This window comes from Brucella pseudogrignonensis (genome assembly GCF_031454375.1).
GTDB classification, from domain to species: Bacteria; Pseudomonadota; Alphaproteobacteria; order Rhizobiales; family Rhizobiaceae; genus Brucella; species Brucella pseudogrignonensis_A.
This window is the reverse complement of sequence record NZ_JAVDQT010000006.1, coordinates 121,527-138,407: the sequence shown is the minus strand read 5'-3', so window position 1 is coordinate 138,407 and position 16,881 is coordinate 121,527. Positions and strand designations below refer to the sequence as shown.

Here is a 16,881-nt window from a genome sequence, read left to right as displayed (position 1 = left end):
GAATACGCTATGCCGAATTTGGGAATTGTAATCTGTTGGATTCTTTCAGCTGTCGGTGTGCTATTTTTTTGCTTTATTCCGATAAATTTGGCAACGCAGCTTTCTCTTGGTATTAGTGTTCTGGTTCTCGTTGCAGTTCTGAAACATTTCAGGATTGGCGGACCATGGCGACTTGTTGTCGTTGGTCTTTGTAGTGCTATCGTTTTGCGATACGTTTATTGGAGAACGACACAAACTATTCCTCCCGTAAGCCAGTTACAGAATTTCATACCTGGAATTTTACTCTATATGGCGGAACTTTACAGTGTGATGATGCTGGCACTTTCCGTATTTGTGGTTTCACTTCCCCGTAAATCGCCGGACAGTGTTGATCTGGTTGAAGATGACATGCCATCGGTTGATGTGTTCATTCCTTCTTACAACGAAGATGCAAACCTCCTTGCCAACACGATCGCTGCGGCTGTTAATATGGATTACCCAGCGGACAAGCTCGCAATCTGGCTGCTGGATGATGGTGGCACCGATCAAAAATGCGGGTCATCAGATCTATTGGCGAGCCGCCGCGCCACAGAACGTCGCGCAACATTAAAAGCGCTCTGTGCCGACTTCGGTATTAATTATTTGACACGTGCACGAAACGAACATGCAAAAGCGGGTAACCTGAATAATGGCCTTGCGCATTCAAAAGGCGAACTCATAGCCGTTTTTGATGCGGATCATGCACCAGCTCGAAATTTCTTGACGCAAACCGTGGGCTACTTTGTACAAAACCGTAAATTGTTTCTCGTGCAGACCCCGCATTTCTTCATCAATCCCGATCCGGTTGAGCGAAATCTTCGTACATTTAATCAGATGCCAAGTGAAAACGAGATGTTTTATGGCATGATTCAACGTGGCCTCGATAAGTGGAACGCGGCGTTTTTCTGTGGCTCCGCTGCGCTGTTAAGCCGTGAAGCACTGTCCACAACTGATGGATTTAGCGGTGTTAGCATCACCGAGGATTGTGAAACTGCGGTTAACTTGCATGCTCAGGGATGGGAAAGTGTCTATATTGATCGTCCGCTGATCGCTGGCCTGCAACCAGCAACCTTCGCGAGCTTTATCGGGCAGAGAAGCCGTTGGGCTCAAGGAATGATGCAAATTCTTCGATACCGCTTCCCGCCATTTCTGCCTGGATTAGCATTACCTCAGCGGCTTTGTTATATGTCATCGACGCTATTCTGGCTCTTCCCATTTGCTCGAATGACATTTCTTGTTGCCCCACTGTTTTATCTGTTTTTTGATCTCCAGATTTTTGTTGCCTCAGGAGGCGAATTTCTTGCCTACACGTTGATCTATCTGTTTATCAATTTGTTGCTTCAAAACTATCTCTATGGGAACTATCGCTGGCCGTGGATCTCCGAGCTTTATGAATATGTGCAGTCCGTACATCTGTTTCCGGCGATCATATCGGTTCTGCTCAATCCCAAAAAGCCTACATTTAATGTGACGGCGAAAGATGAATCCATAACAGTCAGCCGACTGTCTGAAATATCACGACCATTTTTTATAATATTCATCGTTTTGGTGATCGCGTTGCTCTACGCGGCATATCGCGTATATACAGAACCCTACAAAGCCGATGTTTTGATTGTTGTGGGCGGATGGACGCTGCTTAACCTGATCATGGCCGGATGCGCATTGGGTGTTGTTTCAGAGCGGGGTGAGTGGTCATCTACCGTGCGCGTAAAGGTGACACGACGAAGTTCTGTCCTGATCAATGGAGAGTGGAATACAGCGACGATTGATGATGTTTCTGTCAACGGGATGCATTTGACTGTTTATGCGACCGACGCAAACGCGCTCAGCGTTGGACAACGCACGTCGGCCCGCTTCCAGACGCTTGCAACTATGGACAGCGACGAACTCCCGATTGAAGTCAGAAATGTGAAACTGGAGGGAGACCTTTTGTCTGTGGGTTGCCTTTTTAAACCCACTACCGCTGATCATCACAGATTGGTAGCCGACCTGATTTTTGCAAATTCGGAGCGCTGGAAAGAAATACAACAAGAACGGAGAACCAATCCAGGTGTGTTGCGTGCGACACTATGGTTTCTCAGCCTTTCAATTTACCAAACGGGCAGAGGACTTGCTTATTTCCTGGGGCTGAATCAGTACTCTAAAAACAGCAGAGCGAAAGCACAGGCAAAAAAGGTAGGTAAGGCATGACGGTCTTTCTACCCCAAAAAAAGTCGGTTATTAGCAAATTTAGAGTGGGCGCGGTGATTGTCAGTGGGGCGGTGGCATCACTTGCTTCAACCTGTTCATATGCACAAGCGCCTTTCAGTATGACGCCGGAAGGCGCACAGGAAAGCATCCCTGTCATCCAGCAACCAACAGTAGCGCCGCCTTCAGCAGTTCCGTCGGCAGCCAATTTGCATAAATGGCAACGATACCTCATACCAACGAACCAATTATCCGTAAGGGGTGAGCAGTTCAAACGTAGTTGGAACATATCCCTCTCCGAGGCGGAAGCCAGTTCGGCAGCGACATTAAACATTGGCTATCAAAATGCGATCCTGGTTGCACCAGAGAATTCATTCTTCACTGTCACGCTGAACAATACAGAAGTATTGAAGCAGGCCATTCGATCATCTGATCAGGTTGCTGATGTAAATATTGCCGTTCCGGCCAAATTACTCAGAGCCGGCAATAATACGATAACCTTAAGCGCTCATCAGAGACATCGGACGGATTGTTCTGTTCAGTCAACATACGAGCTTTGGACCAATATCGATTCCACCCGGACATTTTTGACGTTCGACCTGAGTGCTGAGTCTGACAATATTTCTGGCAGCTTGCGTGACATTAATGATCATATTTCAACCATAGGTGTTAACGCGAAAGGTGAAACACACTTCACCATTGTCGCTCCGGGTTCAAATAATAGCGAGAATGGCAATAGCCTTCTGCGGCTCTCACAAGCCTTAGCTATATTGGGGGGAATGCCTAATCAGAGCTTTTCCGTCGAAAAGTTTCTTTTTTCAGACGTTCAAGATGCAAGTCTTCATCGTTCTGGAGAACTGACCGTTTTGTTGGGAACTTATGACGAACTCAAAACTGCCGCGCAAACCCTGGGTATTCAGTTTGATGCCAAGGCCCCGGAAAGTGTTGAGTTTTTAACTGATCCTTCCGGACGCAGAGTTCTATTAATTGCGGGTGGTAACTGGCAACGGGTAAAGCAGAGCATAGATCGGATTGCCGAGTTAACAGATCGTCCGGCTGATGTGTTAAGGACTGAATTGAACACGCAGAACTGGCATTTGCCAGAAGCACCGATGGTCAGAAATAAAACAACTCTGACATTTTCAGAGCTTGGGATACCCACACAGCAATTTAATGGTCGCAGATTGAGTAACGAGTTTATTTTTGGCATTCCTGCGGATTTCTATGCAAACTCTTACGGCAATGCGACCATTTACATGGACGCGGCATATTCATCGGAAGTCTTGCCAGGCAGCCGGATTGATATTTACGTCAATGATAATATTGCGACGACGATACCGATTACGAACACTGACGGTGGCGTCATGCGCCAATTGCCAATCAATATCTCGATGCGCAATTTCCGCCCCGGCGTCAATACAGTCGTCGTAGAAGCTGCTCTCTTGACCAATCAGGATAATGTGTGCGCGCCTGGTGTGACAACCTCACAGAGTTCACCACGCTTTGCACTTTTTGATTCATCGACATTTAGCGTCCCGACATTCGCCCGGATCGGGCAAACCCCAAATCTCGCTGCAATGGCTGGAATGGCTTATCCTTATAGCTACTCACGTGAAACGCTTCCGTTAGTAGCAAACTTTAACGATTTCAATGTCATGGGGGCGTCCGCCACAATTCTGGGCAATCTTGCCAGCGCAGCAGGCAGACCATTTGATATTACCACAAGCATCACGGATGATCGTCTTCTATCAAACAACGCGCTTTTTGTTGGTAATATCAATAGCTTGCCTGACACCGTATTATCAAGCGTTGGTCTTAATCCTGATGCAAAGAACTCATGGAGCGATGACGATTCAGAGGTTCTTTTACCCGACAATAAGAACTTGACTCTCAAGGATTGGCAACGATTGCATCAATCTACCTGGGTGAGTAATCTGCAAAATATTTATTCCAGTCTGCGCACAACGTTTAATATTTCGAATGAACTGCGTTTATTCCCGGGAGAAACAACGCAATATACGCCGTCGAGAGAAATTTCGGGCGTTATGGCACAAGGTCCAAGCCCATCTTCAAATGGAGCATGGACCGTATTTACGGCACCTGATAGCGCCATGCTAAGAACAACTGCACAAACGCTTACGCAACAGGAAAATTGGAACGAAAGTCAGGGCAGAATTACGGCCTATAACAGGGTGAATACTGCCGTTGAAACCATGCCGGTTCAGAATCTTTCTTTCATTCCCACGCAGCCTTTTTCAATATCGAACTGGCGCCTTATCGCTACCAACTGGTTATCAAGCAACGCATTATCCTATGTCTTATTAATGATAGCGGTTTTTGTGGCACTCGGTCTGACAACGTCTGCTTTGGTTTCACGTTCGGGGAGACGTGATGATGAATAATGGCAGTCGCTTTTCGATGATTGTGAGCCAATGGAAGCGCATTGCTGCTACGATGGCAGTACTATTGTTATTCGGTATGCCAGTTTGGAATTCTCACGCCCAAGATGTTACCAAAGCCCCTATGACCATCAATGCAAACGAGTGGAAACTTTACACTGAAAAGTTTCTCAGCCCCGAAGGTCGTATCATTGATGATGCGAATGGCAACATAAGCCACAGCGAAGGACAGGGTTATGGCTTGCTTCTGGCTGTTCTGGCTGGGCGACAGGATGATTTTGAACTCATCTGGACATTCACTAAAACAGAGCTGCTGATACGCAATGACGGTCTGTCCGCTTGGAAATGGGATCCGGGTGTCCGTCCGCATATTGTTGATACGAACAATGCATCGGACGGAGATATCCTGATAGCCTATGCGCTCACCTTGGCTGGCAGGAAATGGCCAAATACTGAATATCTTACTTATGCGCACACCATCGCCAATACATTGTTGGCGAAGCAGATCGTTGTTTATAATGGTGAAACGATACTTCTGCCCGCCATTCGGGGATTTTCACAGGATGACAGGAAAGATGGACCGATCATCAATCTTTCTTATTGGGTATTTGAAGCGTTTCCGGTGCTAAACGAAATTGCCCCTTCGCCGAAATGGAATGCTCTAAAATTGAGTGGCCTTAAACTGCTGTCGCTAACCCGTTTCGGGTCTGTTAAACTCCCTTCCGACTGGATTAGTCTTGGGGAGAAGCCGATGCCTGCAAATGGATTTCCGCCAGAATTCAGTTACAATAATGTTCGGATACCACTTTATCTCGCACGTGCCGGCAATGGAGCTGACCAGCTTACGGTCGACTTAACCACAGCGATGACGCAAAAAAATGGTGATGTCCGTTTGGTCAATGTTCAAACAGGCGCGACCGTAACCTCGTTAAGTGAACCGGGCTATAGGATTCTGAACGAACTGGTTTCATGTGCAAAATCCGGACAAAAGATATCGGCAGCACTTAAAGAGTTTCAGCCGACACATTACTATCCGTCAACTCTACACCTTCTTTCACTCGCTTATATCAAAGAAGTTTACCCGCTATGCCTATGAAAAATATTCTCATCAGTGTTTTGCTAGGGTCGGTTGCCGTCGGCGGTTATTATTTATTTTTTAAAAACGATGATCCTCTGTCTGATTTGCAGTTCGGCACTGTCAATCAAGCAACTTCACCTTCCCCAGTTTCAAATCGTGCAAGCCAAACAGCTGCTCAAAGTGACACCAGCTCCGATGTCGATGAAAGCGCGCTGCGTTATTTTGCAACGCGAGGTGATAAGGTTCGAATGCAAGCCGAGATCGCCCGATTGAAGTCCTTGCATCCAGACTGGGTTCCGCCAGAGGATCCTGCAGCACCAGCGAAAGTCTCTGACAACAAACTTGATGAACTTTGGGAGCTGTATTCCAAAGGCGAATACAGCGCGCTACGCAAAGCGATTGCGTCGCGAAAGAGTAGTGAACCTGATTGGGTTGTGCCGGATGATCTTTTGAAGGCTCTCGACCAAAGCGAGAATAGAGAACGTCTTATCAATGCATCGAACAATGCTCAGTATGAGATGGTCATCAATCTTGCGGCGGGTTCGCCAGAAATGCTGACTTGCAATGAGGTAGACGTCCTTTGGAGATTATCCGAAGCCTTTGCCAAGGTTGATAAAGGTAATCGAGCGCTCGACGGTTATCTCTACATTATAAATAATTGCTCTGATCCCAATGTTCGTACTGGTACGATACAAAAGGCACTGACAAATCTCTCTTATGATGAAATGCAAAAGCTTTTGGAGGTTGAAAGGCGCTCACCAGATGGACAGCGTGAATTTGCAGGGCTCGAGAAAGATATAGCGCGTCATTTCGTTGGTTTGGCTGCTCTCGATAAAGATCTGGTAATAGATCCGTCCAATATTTCAGCACTCGAAAACATCCCGGACAGTGAAACTCTGGGATCTGATGCGGAGATGCTCGGTTGGTATTATATGCGCCGTGATGAGCCGACAAAGGCTGAAAAATGGTTTGATTTGGCCAATAAGAAGCAAGCGACGGTTACATCTGCCCAAGGAATGGCGCTTGTCTTAAATGCGCGCAAAGATTATTCGGCAGCAGAGGATTTGATGTATCCGTGGCGTGATAAGTCGCCCGATGCAACGCTGGTTTATTTTGATTCTGCGGCGAACTTGCTCTCAAGTGATCCACCCAATCGAATGCCTGAGACTATTAGTCCGCAAGTATTGACGCGTATTGCAAATGCTACGGTTGCGGAAAAAAATATTACGACAGCAGAACAACTTGGTTGGTATGCGCGGGCAATGGAACAAGATTTGACCGCAGTTCAATGGTTCCAGACTGCTCTTTCGTGGGACCCGTCAAATGAACCCGCTGCCTACGGATTGGCTTTAGGTCTGCTGTCGATAGATGACGAAAATCAGTTGCGGCAAGTAAAAGAGAACTGGGACTCCAAGTCGGCTCGCATTCGGGAGGTTGGCGATAGCAGACAAAATAGCAGCCGTTCTTCTCGGGGGCAGACCTCAAGGCCAAGTAACGCGACCGCTACCCGAACTGTCAGGAGCAATTCAGACAACCCGGTGGATCGTGCAGCACCGCCGAGATCAGCAGGATCAGGAAATGCGCGATCCTGTGCTCAGGCTCTGGAAGGGCCGATGCCCACTGGCGGGAATGCAGTTTCTCATGGCTGGTGTCTGATGGAACTCAATCGTCCTCTCGACGCTGTAAGAAGTTTTGAATCTGCGCTGATGACTGGATCTGCTTCCCAACGTTCGGACGCGGCCTATGGCCAGGCGCTGGCTTATTTGCGTGCAGGTCTTGTTGATAAAGCCGCCGTATCAGCCACTAAGGCGCCGTTAAGCCCTCAACGTCAGAAGGAACTGCGCGTTTCAATATTATCAGATAGAGCCGTTGCTGCGTATCAAGCTGGCAACTTTCGTGATGTCCTCTTTATACTTGAGCAACGCGCTCAATTGGCAGCCCCTCGAAAGGATCTGATGGGTCTTCAAGCCGCGGCCTATTTGAAACTTCGTCGTTATGATGATGCGAGGGTAATTTATGAGGCATTGGCTGCCACCGGTGATCGCGAGGGAATAAGAGGAATGGCTGCAATCAGAGATATTCAGGGAAGATAATTTGTCGAATCTTCTTCTTTCGACAAATTATAACTTTGTTAATAAGTGTAAACGAATTGCTAATATTGCAGTAATTGGTTAGCTATTAACCATGTTGGGCACTATTCGAATAGGCGGGTGATTCATAGTCCGCTCAACTTCAGATTGAAGTTGTTTTTTTGGATTGTGTCTGATGGCGGCGGAAAAACGAAAGCGATTAAATTCAGCATGTGCTAAGAGCTTAATCCTTAGCTTCTTCTGTTTTAATTCAATTGCACTCCATACTAATGCCGCTTCCTCCGCAGAGCCGTTTCAGCTGCTGGAAACCGATAATATTCCTCTTTCTCCCGTCGATGAACCAGGGATTAAGGGGTTTCAAATGCTCTCGAGCGATGTTCAAAACGGCCGTGATCTCGTATTCAAAAATGGGGAAACAGCGGGTCAGCTCGAAATTACAAATAATGTTGCTGATAGGACGACATTTCTCGACCAAAGTTCTGGCGGCGAGGCGACTATTATCAATAATTCTGGAGGCGAAACGCGGTTTTCGGACCAGTCCACTGCCTCAAACGCATTTATTACTGTGAACACGGATGCAAAATTATCGTTTGACCAACAGAGTTCTGCGGCAGATTCCCGAATAACCAATAATGAGGCGGGGCTTGTTACCTTTTCCGATGAGGCCTCAGCCGGTGACTCTGTTATAACGAACAATGGAACCGTTAATTTTAATGGAAGTTCGTCTGCAGACAATTCTCTGATTACCAATAACTCTTCTGGTGATATGGCGTTTCGCGATAACGCTGATGCGGGGCGTCGCAACATAACAAATAATGGCCAGATTGATTTTTATGACCAGAGCTCTGCTGGTCAGGGTCTTATTGTCAATAACGAGTCTGGCAATATAAATTTCTATGGGTCGTCTACGACGAATTCATCCGATCTCAACAATAGTGGTTCACTTGTTCTCAGCGATCATTCGTCAGCAAGCCAATCCTCTATTGTGAACAATGAGACGGGGACTATGCGCTTAGATGGCAGTGCAACAGCCGGCAGCGCGAATATAAACAATAGTGGCACAATCGCATTTAGCGATGAGAGCAGCGCTGGCAGTGCACGTCTGTTTAACAACGAGAAATCTTCCATAAGTTTCGATAACAATTCAAACGCTGGAAGCAGTTTCATCATCAATGCTGGCGACCTTGCGTTTTCGGGTACAGCATCAGCGGGGAGTTCCTCGATCCTTATAAGTGGAGGGGGAACAGCACGCTTTATTGGCCAGTCCACTGGCGGAACCTCAGACATTCACATTGATCAAAATGGGTCTTTGGATGTTTCCCGGCTTGATAATCAGCAACTATCTATAGGCTCTCTTGTCAGTGCTGGGAATGTCAATTTAGGCAGAACCACACTAACGGCAGATCAGAAGATCGTACTCAATGACACGTCCCATGTCAGTCTCGTGCTCGGTTATGGTCGATTGATTGCTGAAGACCTGGAACTCCAAGGTGGCACTCTCGACTTAAGACGGGCCGATGATTTGCTTTATGAAATTAACAAGACATACGGCATCTTTTACGCTCCGACATATAGCGGGTCCGCGTTCAGCGAGGTGTTAAGCCACGATTTTGTATTTGTCACGCCGTCGGTGGATTCAAATACGGTTATTCTTACGCGTAACGATATCCGTTTTGATAGCGTTTCAAATACACCCAATCAAACAGCGGTGGCAGGCGCGCTCGAATATCTTAATCCAGACAATTTGGTATATCGTTCAATTATAAGCAGTTCTGAAACCGATGCGAGACGGAGTTTTGACCTTCTTTCAGGCGAAGTGCATTCAAGCATTACAACGGCTTTATCTGACAGCAGTTTGTCTTTTCGCGATGAAATATTTAACCGCGCTTTGCATGGCTTTAGAGGAACTGAAACGCGTTCCGAACACCCTCGGTTTTGGCTGTCTGGCAGAAGCCTGAATGCCAAAACGAACGGTTCAGAAGCAATTGCAGGCACCAAATCAAATGGTTACGGTATCAACGCCGGTATTGCCTATGATTTTACAGATCATCTATCCGCCGGTATCGTAGGTGATTATCAAGATAACTCGCTAAAGATTTCCGACCGCGCTAGCTCCGCAGATATTAACACGTGGGGGGCGGGTTTATTCTTGCAATGGCAGCAGAACGGCTTCAATGTTGCAGGTGGTGCAACATATCAATATCATTCAATCCAAACGCAACGATCGTTACACTTAAATGCATTAACGGGTGCATTGAGTGCTGATTATAACGCGTACACCACTCAGTATTTTACCAAAGCTGGTTATACATTCGACGCGGGGTTTATGGACGTCCAACCGTATCTGGCTTTGAGCCATTCGCGGACGGAGATTGACGGTTTTCAGGAAAGTGGCCTGTTGGATGCAGCCCTTTCCGGACATTCATTGTCCATAAACAATACGACGGGAACGCTGGGTATCCAGACCAACGCCTCTTATTCTCTCAATCAGAGATATAGTCTAAATGCACGGCTAAACGCTGCCTGGAGTAAGGAGTGGGGTGATCGCAATACCCGCCGTGAACTTTCATTTGCGCCCGAGTATCCTTTCTATGTTGTTGGCGCTTCTTCCAACGATGAATATTTGCTTATGAGATTACAGATTGGTCTGGTTAATTTGGAGCGTCTCTCAATGAACCTGACATATACCGGAGTTTTCGGAAACGAAACAGACTCAACAACATATGCCGCAAATGCTGTATTGAAGTTTTAGTTTGTAAAACTGTAATATATATAATTCCGTGTCGTCAGTTGACGTATCTTGGATTGTTTATTGTCGTTAAAATTGCAGTAGGTCTGGGTTGAATGGGCTCGCCTCCACTCCTGCGGTCTTGACGCGGCACAATGGAGGTGACGACTACCATAGGGAAGGACGCATGCTTACCAACCACGCCCCTGTTAAATTGGCTTGCTGTTGTTATCCGCTATTTTGGTTCTATCACGCCCTGAAGATTTTGCGATGTAAAGCGCTTCGTCGGCTCGGTTCCAGATATGGTCGATGTCCGCACGTGTATTCACATAAGCAGAGCATATGCCGATGCTAATTGTGAAGGGTACGAAAAGATCACCATGCTGAAATGGGTTTTCTGCGAGCTTTTTACGTAGAAGCGCGCAGATTTCTGCGCTTTTACTTGCCCCTTGCTCATAGGCTAGGATCATAAATTCTTCACCGCCTACTCTTGCTATGGTGGCTTCCTGAGGAAACGCATCTTTTATCAGCATGGCCAGGTGCCGCAACGCGGCGTCCCCAGTCGAATGACCATAGCTATCGTTGATTAGTTTGAAATGATCGATATCGATCATGATGGCCGAGATCAGTTTTGGACTTATCTTGCTCTCACTGGGCAGGGTGATCGTTTCAATGCTCCATCTGTTGAGTAAGCCTGTCAATGGGTCGCGCAATGCGATCTCTTGCAGATTATTTGCATTGCGTTCGTAGGCGATGAGTAAAGAAAAAGCACCGCTCGCACTTATATGAACGGCAGCCGCAATAAGGTTGAGGTGAAGGAAAACATCTGCTGGCAACATTGATACCATTGACGTGTCAAACAGCCAGCCCTGCATGACACGCAGGAATGAAGATAATACGAGCACCGCATAACTGGCTATCAGGCCCCATTTGGATTTCAGAGCTTCGGGCTCTGAAGCAATTGCCCAGATAATCATGACAATCTGCAACGTAATCAACAAGTTGAGTGCACCGAAGGTGATACTGTTTCGGAGCCACGGTGAGAAAGCGAATATGATCATACCAATCAATGGCGGAGCGGTCATCGCCGCAAGAGACACAGGATGGCCGAAAAACTCACGAATAGCATTCCACCGTAAGCTTAAACCGATGAAAAGGAGAAGATTTGGTAAAAAAAGCTCAGCAGATTCTGCACCAATTTCTTTTGAGAAAATGAGAAATGCAACAGCAAAAACGACATTTGAAATCAGCATATAACACCAGTATTTTCTATCCTGGCGTTCAAAACCTGCAAACGCAAAAGCAATAGCGAAAACCACCAGCAGCAATGCATTGACTGTGAACATTGTCTGCTGATCCAAATTTACTATTGTATCCATTATCTGCCCCGGCCTGACTAAACCCGCTTTCTATCGTTTAAGTATAAGAAACATTATATAAATGCCAGCTTCGTCCTTTTCCTTCTCTCAGCGGAAGTTCGTGATCATCTACGATTGCCGCACGCGTCACCTCGCAGCCATAGCGAAATCGTAAATTGATTTGATTGTGTGCTATCTCTAGCGAGGACCAATAACCTGATACGGACTTATTAAACGCAGAAACGTGGCTTCGGACTTTCGCAGCAGCCGTTAGCAAATCAACCTGGCCTTTTGCAGGGCAGCGACAATTGGCGTGCAGTCCAACGTGAAGTCCTGAGTATCGCAAGTCTCAACTCGTTATGTAACACATTTAACTTGAGCTATAATACGGCCGGAGCAAGCTGCCGTTGCCCGTTGCTTTGTTATTTTCATCCCGTTGACGTTTGATTCTGCACTTCAAAAACGCCTGGCGGATTTCATCTACATTGTCAGATGCCAGGGACCAATAGGGTGCGCTTATGGCGAATATTCTGAAGAATATTCAAGCACTGTAGACGATTTAAACATATTAGAAACTAATAAAATAATGAAAATTCTACAAATTTGATAATATTTAAAGAAGACAAGTGTTATTCATTTGCGTTATGGGTTGAAGGCGGCGCGGGGGTGATAACTGTATGAATGTCGAAAATGGGCTTTGCGGCAGTATTTTGCCTGCTGTGAAACAGTTGGTAATTCTCGGATTAATAGCAATGGCGATTAAAATTACGGCAGCGCAAGCTACTCAAATATGTCGACAGATATTCCACTTTTATTCGCTCCGCGTCCTTCGTCGTGAAGCGGATCGAGTTTAGCGTACTTTAAGAATGAACGAGAAATATGGTCAGCAAACGAGTTTTGTTTGGTTCATCGCAAAACGACAAGTCATCAGTTAACTGTCGAAGGTGGCTTAACGAATTTAACTAAGCGTTTTTTGACATCTGATTTTAAATCGCCATATGAAAGGGCGCGAGCATGAATGCTCCAGGGACATCGAAATTTAGAGACTATGCACGCACATTGACTGCACGCAGTGTTCCTAATGGCATATTGAACCGAAGTGCTGCTCTTCGTGGCACACGATTTCTCGCTCATGCTGCCAGCATTGCGAAATCCGGCAAACAACGTCCTTTTCAGATGGTCAATGTTGGTGCCTGCGATGGTGTTCTTTTTGATGATGTGACTCCTTGGTTACACCGCATCCCTCGCTCCAAAGCGGTATTAGTAGAACCTATTCCTTATAACCTGCATAGGCTGCGTCAAAACTATCAGGATACGGAGCGCTTTAAGATTGAACCTGTTGCAGTGACGCGCGAGCCGGGCTCAATCACGGTGAAAACATTTGATGCCAAAGCGCTGGAAGATGGAACTTTACCGATAGAATTTATTGGATGCTCGTCTGTCACGGACAGTAACCTGATGTCGGGTAAGAATGTTTGGGGACCCGATGATCCGAACTTTCACAAGTTTGCTCCACACCTGAAAGAAATTGTTGTCCCGTCTGATACACTGCAGGCGATTTTGGATCGCAACAATATTGAATATATTGATGCATTTCTGGTTGATTGTGAAGGAGCGGACTGGATCGTGTTTGATCAGCTTGATCTGCACCGGTATCGGCCGGGCATGATTAAAGTTGAAGTAGGTGCCCTTTCCCCGACAGATGTTGGCAATGTTATTGTGAAGCTGAAGGCTGCTGGCTATGATGTTGGAATGTATTGTGAAGACGTCTGGGCATTCAGCTAATGTGGTGTATTTGAAGTTCTTATCAATTGTGTTGCATTCACGTTTAGGAACTTCAAATCGGTAAACTACACCAGATTCAAAAGTTACTCGTATGGCTTCGAACCTGAAATCCGTTCCGATGTCTGTTTCAAAGGGATGCGAATCTCGAATTTGAAGCTATACCAGCGCTCTGGTATTTCATTGAAACAGACATGTTATCTAAAACTGTTTTGTACTTTTCGACATGCTCGCAAGAGATAACGACGCGATTGACATTAAAACGATTCATGGTGAACTACCGATCAAAACGGAGTTCCTATCCTAAGAGCCGATCCGGATAGTGTGCCTGTGGTTCTCATCGCAACAATGCAGCGCAGCTTAACTCTGGAAGTAGTTATGCCACGATTGCGTCGAACGGAGGTGCGTTCTATTTTAAACTGCAAAATACCAATAAATTCATGTGGCTAGCCATGGAGGAAATTGGATGCCGAATTGCTGTTAACTGATCACTTTGCGTGAACGTCACCGTCTTTTCGAAGTTAAACAGCTCAAAGTCCCTCTCGGCGATATAGCGCGGCTGATGCGGCGTCATCGTTCGACGATCTATCGCGAAATCAAGCGCAACAGCTTTCGGGACACTCAGACACCGGACTATAATGGCCATCATAGCGTTTTTGCCGACGACATCAGTAAGGAATGCAGAACATGGTTGCGCATGCTCAGACGTTACCCAGAACTACCCAAGTTTGCTTTAATCAATTGGAAGCCCATTGGTCGCCGGAGCAGATCTGCGGCCGGCTGATTAGCCATAGCCTGAGCGTGATACGTCTGTGAGCCGAAACAATCTATCTTCAGAGTTTATGCGGTACCGCGCATTGGAAGATGGAATGGCGAACGACAAGCTGCTTTTGTGATCGAAACACACCATGGCAAAAAGGTACGATTGAGAACACAAACAAACGCATTCGACAGCATCTATCCTGCATCACTGACCTGACACAAGCTATCTAGGCAGGCACAGCTAACCGCCCTCGCCCATAATCTCAATGGAATGCCGCGCACGTGTCTCGGATTTAAGACACCCACTGAGAGCTTTGCCCAACTTTTGCAGGAAGCAGCATAATCAGATACTCTCACCTTTGTCATGATGCACTTGGGGTAGCTTTTCCGATCTGATCCTTAACATACTTTTGCCCGACACCAGATTCAACTGCCCCCGCTTAATCGCTGCACGTGCTGAGGCCAAATCCGGCATGATCCAATTAGGCTCACCACCAAGGAACTTATCGAGAAATGCAATTGCATAGCCCGGCATTTCTGAGACATTCTCTTTATATGACCACCAAGTGCGTAAATCATCTGCACATTTATCAAGGTCCGGAACGATGCCGAACTCCTGCTCCTGAATAGCGGCAATCGCACAGATACAGTAATTGGTGTATAAAAAACCTTCCGGCCAGAAGCTGATGATCTCGTACATTCGGGCGGAATCCCCGCTTGCATGCTTTGGTGGATTGGCAAGCTTTACTGGCGACAAGCGAATGAGTTCGCGCAGAACAAGTCCAGCGGCAAAACTTATAAAATCTTTGCGGTCAATCTTTGCAAAGCGTTTGTTCTGATCAACCAGTTCCACCCAATTGAGAAACGCTTCGGTCAGCTTCTTTTCGTCAATATAATACTCGACGCCATACACGTCCTGCAGCTGTCCGGCATGTTTGCGAAAGGTCGCGCGAAACCAGCGCAACTGGCGCAGCCGATGCCGTAGATCAGGCATTGATGCCATCTGCTCTCTGAGAAGCAAGTCCATATCGCAACGTTCTCCAATTTGCGATTTATCTTAAGCCAAACGAAAGCGGATGTCAGGTGTCAATCGCATCAGAATACCCACGATAATTATACATATTGACATTCAAGAAAACAAATGTTCTCTAATCAATTGAAAGATAGGCTGGATATTTCCGGCACTTTTTTCGTGGAGGAGGATCAATATGGCAATCTGGCAATGGGCTTTAATTGGCCTCGCTTTGCTATGGGGCTGTCAGGCTTTGGGCGTCTGGTTCCAGATGCGCCACTATTCCGATGTCATGAAAGGCATCTCCGCAAAATATACCGACGGCTTTGTTGGCGCCGGGCATGTGCGGGGGCGTTTCGCCAAAGGCGTGATCGTTTTGATCGTCGTTGACCGGAATTTGGTGGTGCGGCGTTTTCTGGAAATGAGCGGACGTACCGTCTTTGCCAAATTCATCCGCCGTGAAGGCTTTGAAGGAATGCGCCTGGGTGAATTACAGGACAATCCTGCAATCGGAGAAGGAAAGCCTGAAGTAGCTGCTGCTGCTACGCAGGCTATGGAGCAGATCGGTCGCATAAGAGATCAGTCCGATGGTCTCGGACTCGAAGGTTTGAAGGCAGTGGGAGCTTAGGATTGCTTGTCTGAACAGGCAATTGAGGAGGAGCTATGTCGTTAATCTCAATGTTGGCGCAACACGCCGACACAACAATGCAAACAATACATGTCGCTGGCAGCATGTTATCAGACGCGGCGCTGCATGGTAAACATGCCGCCGAACACGCTGGTAATGATCTGCTGCAACTCGCACAGGCGACAACACCAGCACCTGCAGACACCGGAACAGCCGGAATCTCCGTTGACCAGTTCAAGGAGCGTTTGCAGAACGTCGCACAGGAAGAACAGCTCGGCTGGCTCGCCTCTATTGGCAAGCACTTTATCGGCGTCTTCCAAAAGGGCGGTGAAGTCTTTTCCGGCTTTGTGACCGGCATCATTCCGACACTGATCGTGCTGATGACGGCGTTTTATGCCATTACCGAACTGGTTGGCGAAAAGCGTGTTCACGGCATTGCACGTGGCGCAGGACGTATCGCCCTCACCCGCTATACCGTGCTGCCAGTGCTTGCCGTTTTCTTCCTGACCAACCCGATGGCTTATACCTTCGGTTCGTTCCTGGATGAAAAATACAAGCCAGCTTTCTATGATGCTGCTGTTTCTTATGTGCATCCGCCACTGGGCCTCTTCCCACACATCAATCCGGGTGAATATTTCGTCTGGGGCGGTGTTCTGGTTGCTTTGCTTGAGCTTGAGAAAAAGGGTGCTGTGCCCGCTGGCTATCACATCAATGTCGCCATCTGGTACGCGATTGTGGGTCTCTTCGTCATCCTCCTCAAAGGCATGCTGACCGAACGCATCACCGCCATCATGGCGCGGCGTCAGGGCATTGATCTTTAAGCGGGAACTGGGGAGGAC

At 47.1% G+C, this 16,881-nt stretch carries 10 protein-coding genes and 1 pseudogene; 9 read left to right on the top strand and 2 right to left on the bottom strand.

The genetic code is table 11. The features are described from left to right. The first annotated feature begins 9 nt into the window (after positions 1–9). The 5 genes from bcsA (at position 10) to J2782_RS16700 (ending at position 10,524) form a co-directional block, all read left to right on the top strand. Positions 10–2,208, top strand: coding sequence for a UDP-forming cellulose synthase catalytic subunit (bcsA, locus tag J2782_RS16720; RefSeq protein WP_310014629.1), 2,199 nt, complete (start codon positions 10–12; stop codon positions 2,206–2,208). Next, on the top strand, positions 2,205–4,607 hold the full coding sequence (locus tag J2782_RS16715; RefSeq protein ID WP_310014628.1) for a cellulose biosynthesis cyclic di-GMP-binding regulatory protein BcsB: 2,403 nt from the start codon (positions 2,205–2,207) through the stop codon (positions 4,605–4,607). The genes bcsA and J2782_RS16715 overlap by 4 nt, the downstream gene beginning before the upstream one ends. A gap of 22 nt (positions 4,608–4,629) precedes the next feature. Beyond that, positions 4,630–5,700, top strand: coding sequence for a family 8 glycosyl hydrolase (locus J2782_RS16710; RefSeq protein ID WP_404989666.1), 1,071 nt, complete (start codon positions 4,630–4,632; stop codon positions 5,698–5,700). Further along, complete coding sequence (locus J2782_RS16705) at positions 5,697–7,775, top strand: tetratricopeptide repeat protein (RefSeq protein ID WP_310014623.1); 2,079 nt, start codon at positions 5,697–5,699, stop codon at positions 7,773–7,775. The genes J2782_RS16710 and J2782_RS16705 overlap by 4 nt, the downstream gene beginning before the upstream one ends. A 172-nt stretch (positions 7,776–7,947) precedes the next feature. Beyond that, positions 7,948–10,524, top strand: coding sequence for an autotransporter outer membrane beta-barrel domain-containing protein (locus tag J2782_RS16700; RefSeq protein WP_310014620.1), 2,577 nt, complete (start codon positions 7,948–7,950; stop codon positions 10,522–10,524). A gap of 185 nt (positions 10,525–10,709) precedes the next feature. Here the strand turns inward: J2782_RS16700 and J2782_RS16695 are convergent, their stop codons facing one another. After that, on the bottom strand, positions 10,710–11,879 hold the full coding sequence (locus J2782_RS16695) for a GGDEF domain-containing protein (protein WP_310014619.1): 1,170 nt from the start codon (positions 11,877–11,879) through the stop codon (positions 10,710–10,712). 1,038 nt (positions 11,880–12,917) lie between these two features. Between J2782_RS16695 and J2782_RS16690 the strand changes: the two genes are divergently transcribed. After that, positions 12,918–13,643: an FkbM family methyltransferase gene (locus J2782_RS16690; RefSeq protein ID WP_404989664.1), complete on the top strand. Its 726-nt coding sequence runs from the start codon at positions 12,918–12,920 to the stop codon at positions 13,641–13,643. Positions 13,644–14,124: 481 nt separating this feature from the next. Continuing rightward, positions 14,125–14,745: pseudogene (locus J2782_RS16685) on the top strand (transposase). On the opposite strand, the gene J2782_RS16680 reads toward J2782_RS16685, so the two are convergent. Beyond that, positions 14,746–15,429 (bottom strand): hypothetical protein, encoded by a 684-nt coding sequence (locus tag J2782_RS16680; RefSeq protein WP_310014615.1) that lies wholly within the window; start codon positions 15,427–15,429, stop codon positions 14,746–14,748. A 181-nt stretch (positions 15,430–15,610) separates the two neighbouring features. Here J2782_RS16680 and J2782_RS16675 point away from each other — a divergent pair, with 181 nt between their 5' ends. Beyond that, a complete protein-coding gene (locus tag J2782_RS16675) occupies positions 15,611–16,042 on the top strand; it encodes a transcriptional regulator GutM (RefSeq protein ID WP_310014614.1) in 432 nt (143 codons plus the stop codon). Between the two features lie 35 nt (positions 16,043–16,077). Beyond that, complete coding sequence (gene srlA / locus J2782_RS16670) at positions 16,078–16,863, top strand: PTS glucitol/sorbitol transporter subunit IIC (RefSeq protein ID WP_310014612.1); 786 nt, start codon at positions 16,078–16,080, stop codon at positions 16,861–16,863. Positions 16,864–16,881 lie beyond the last annotated feature (18 nt).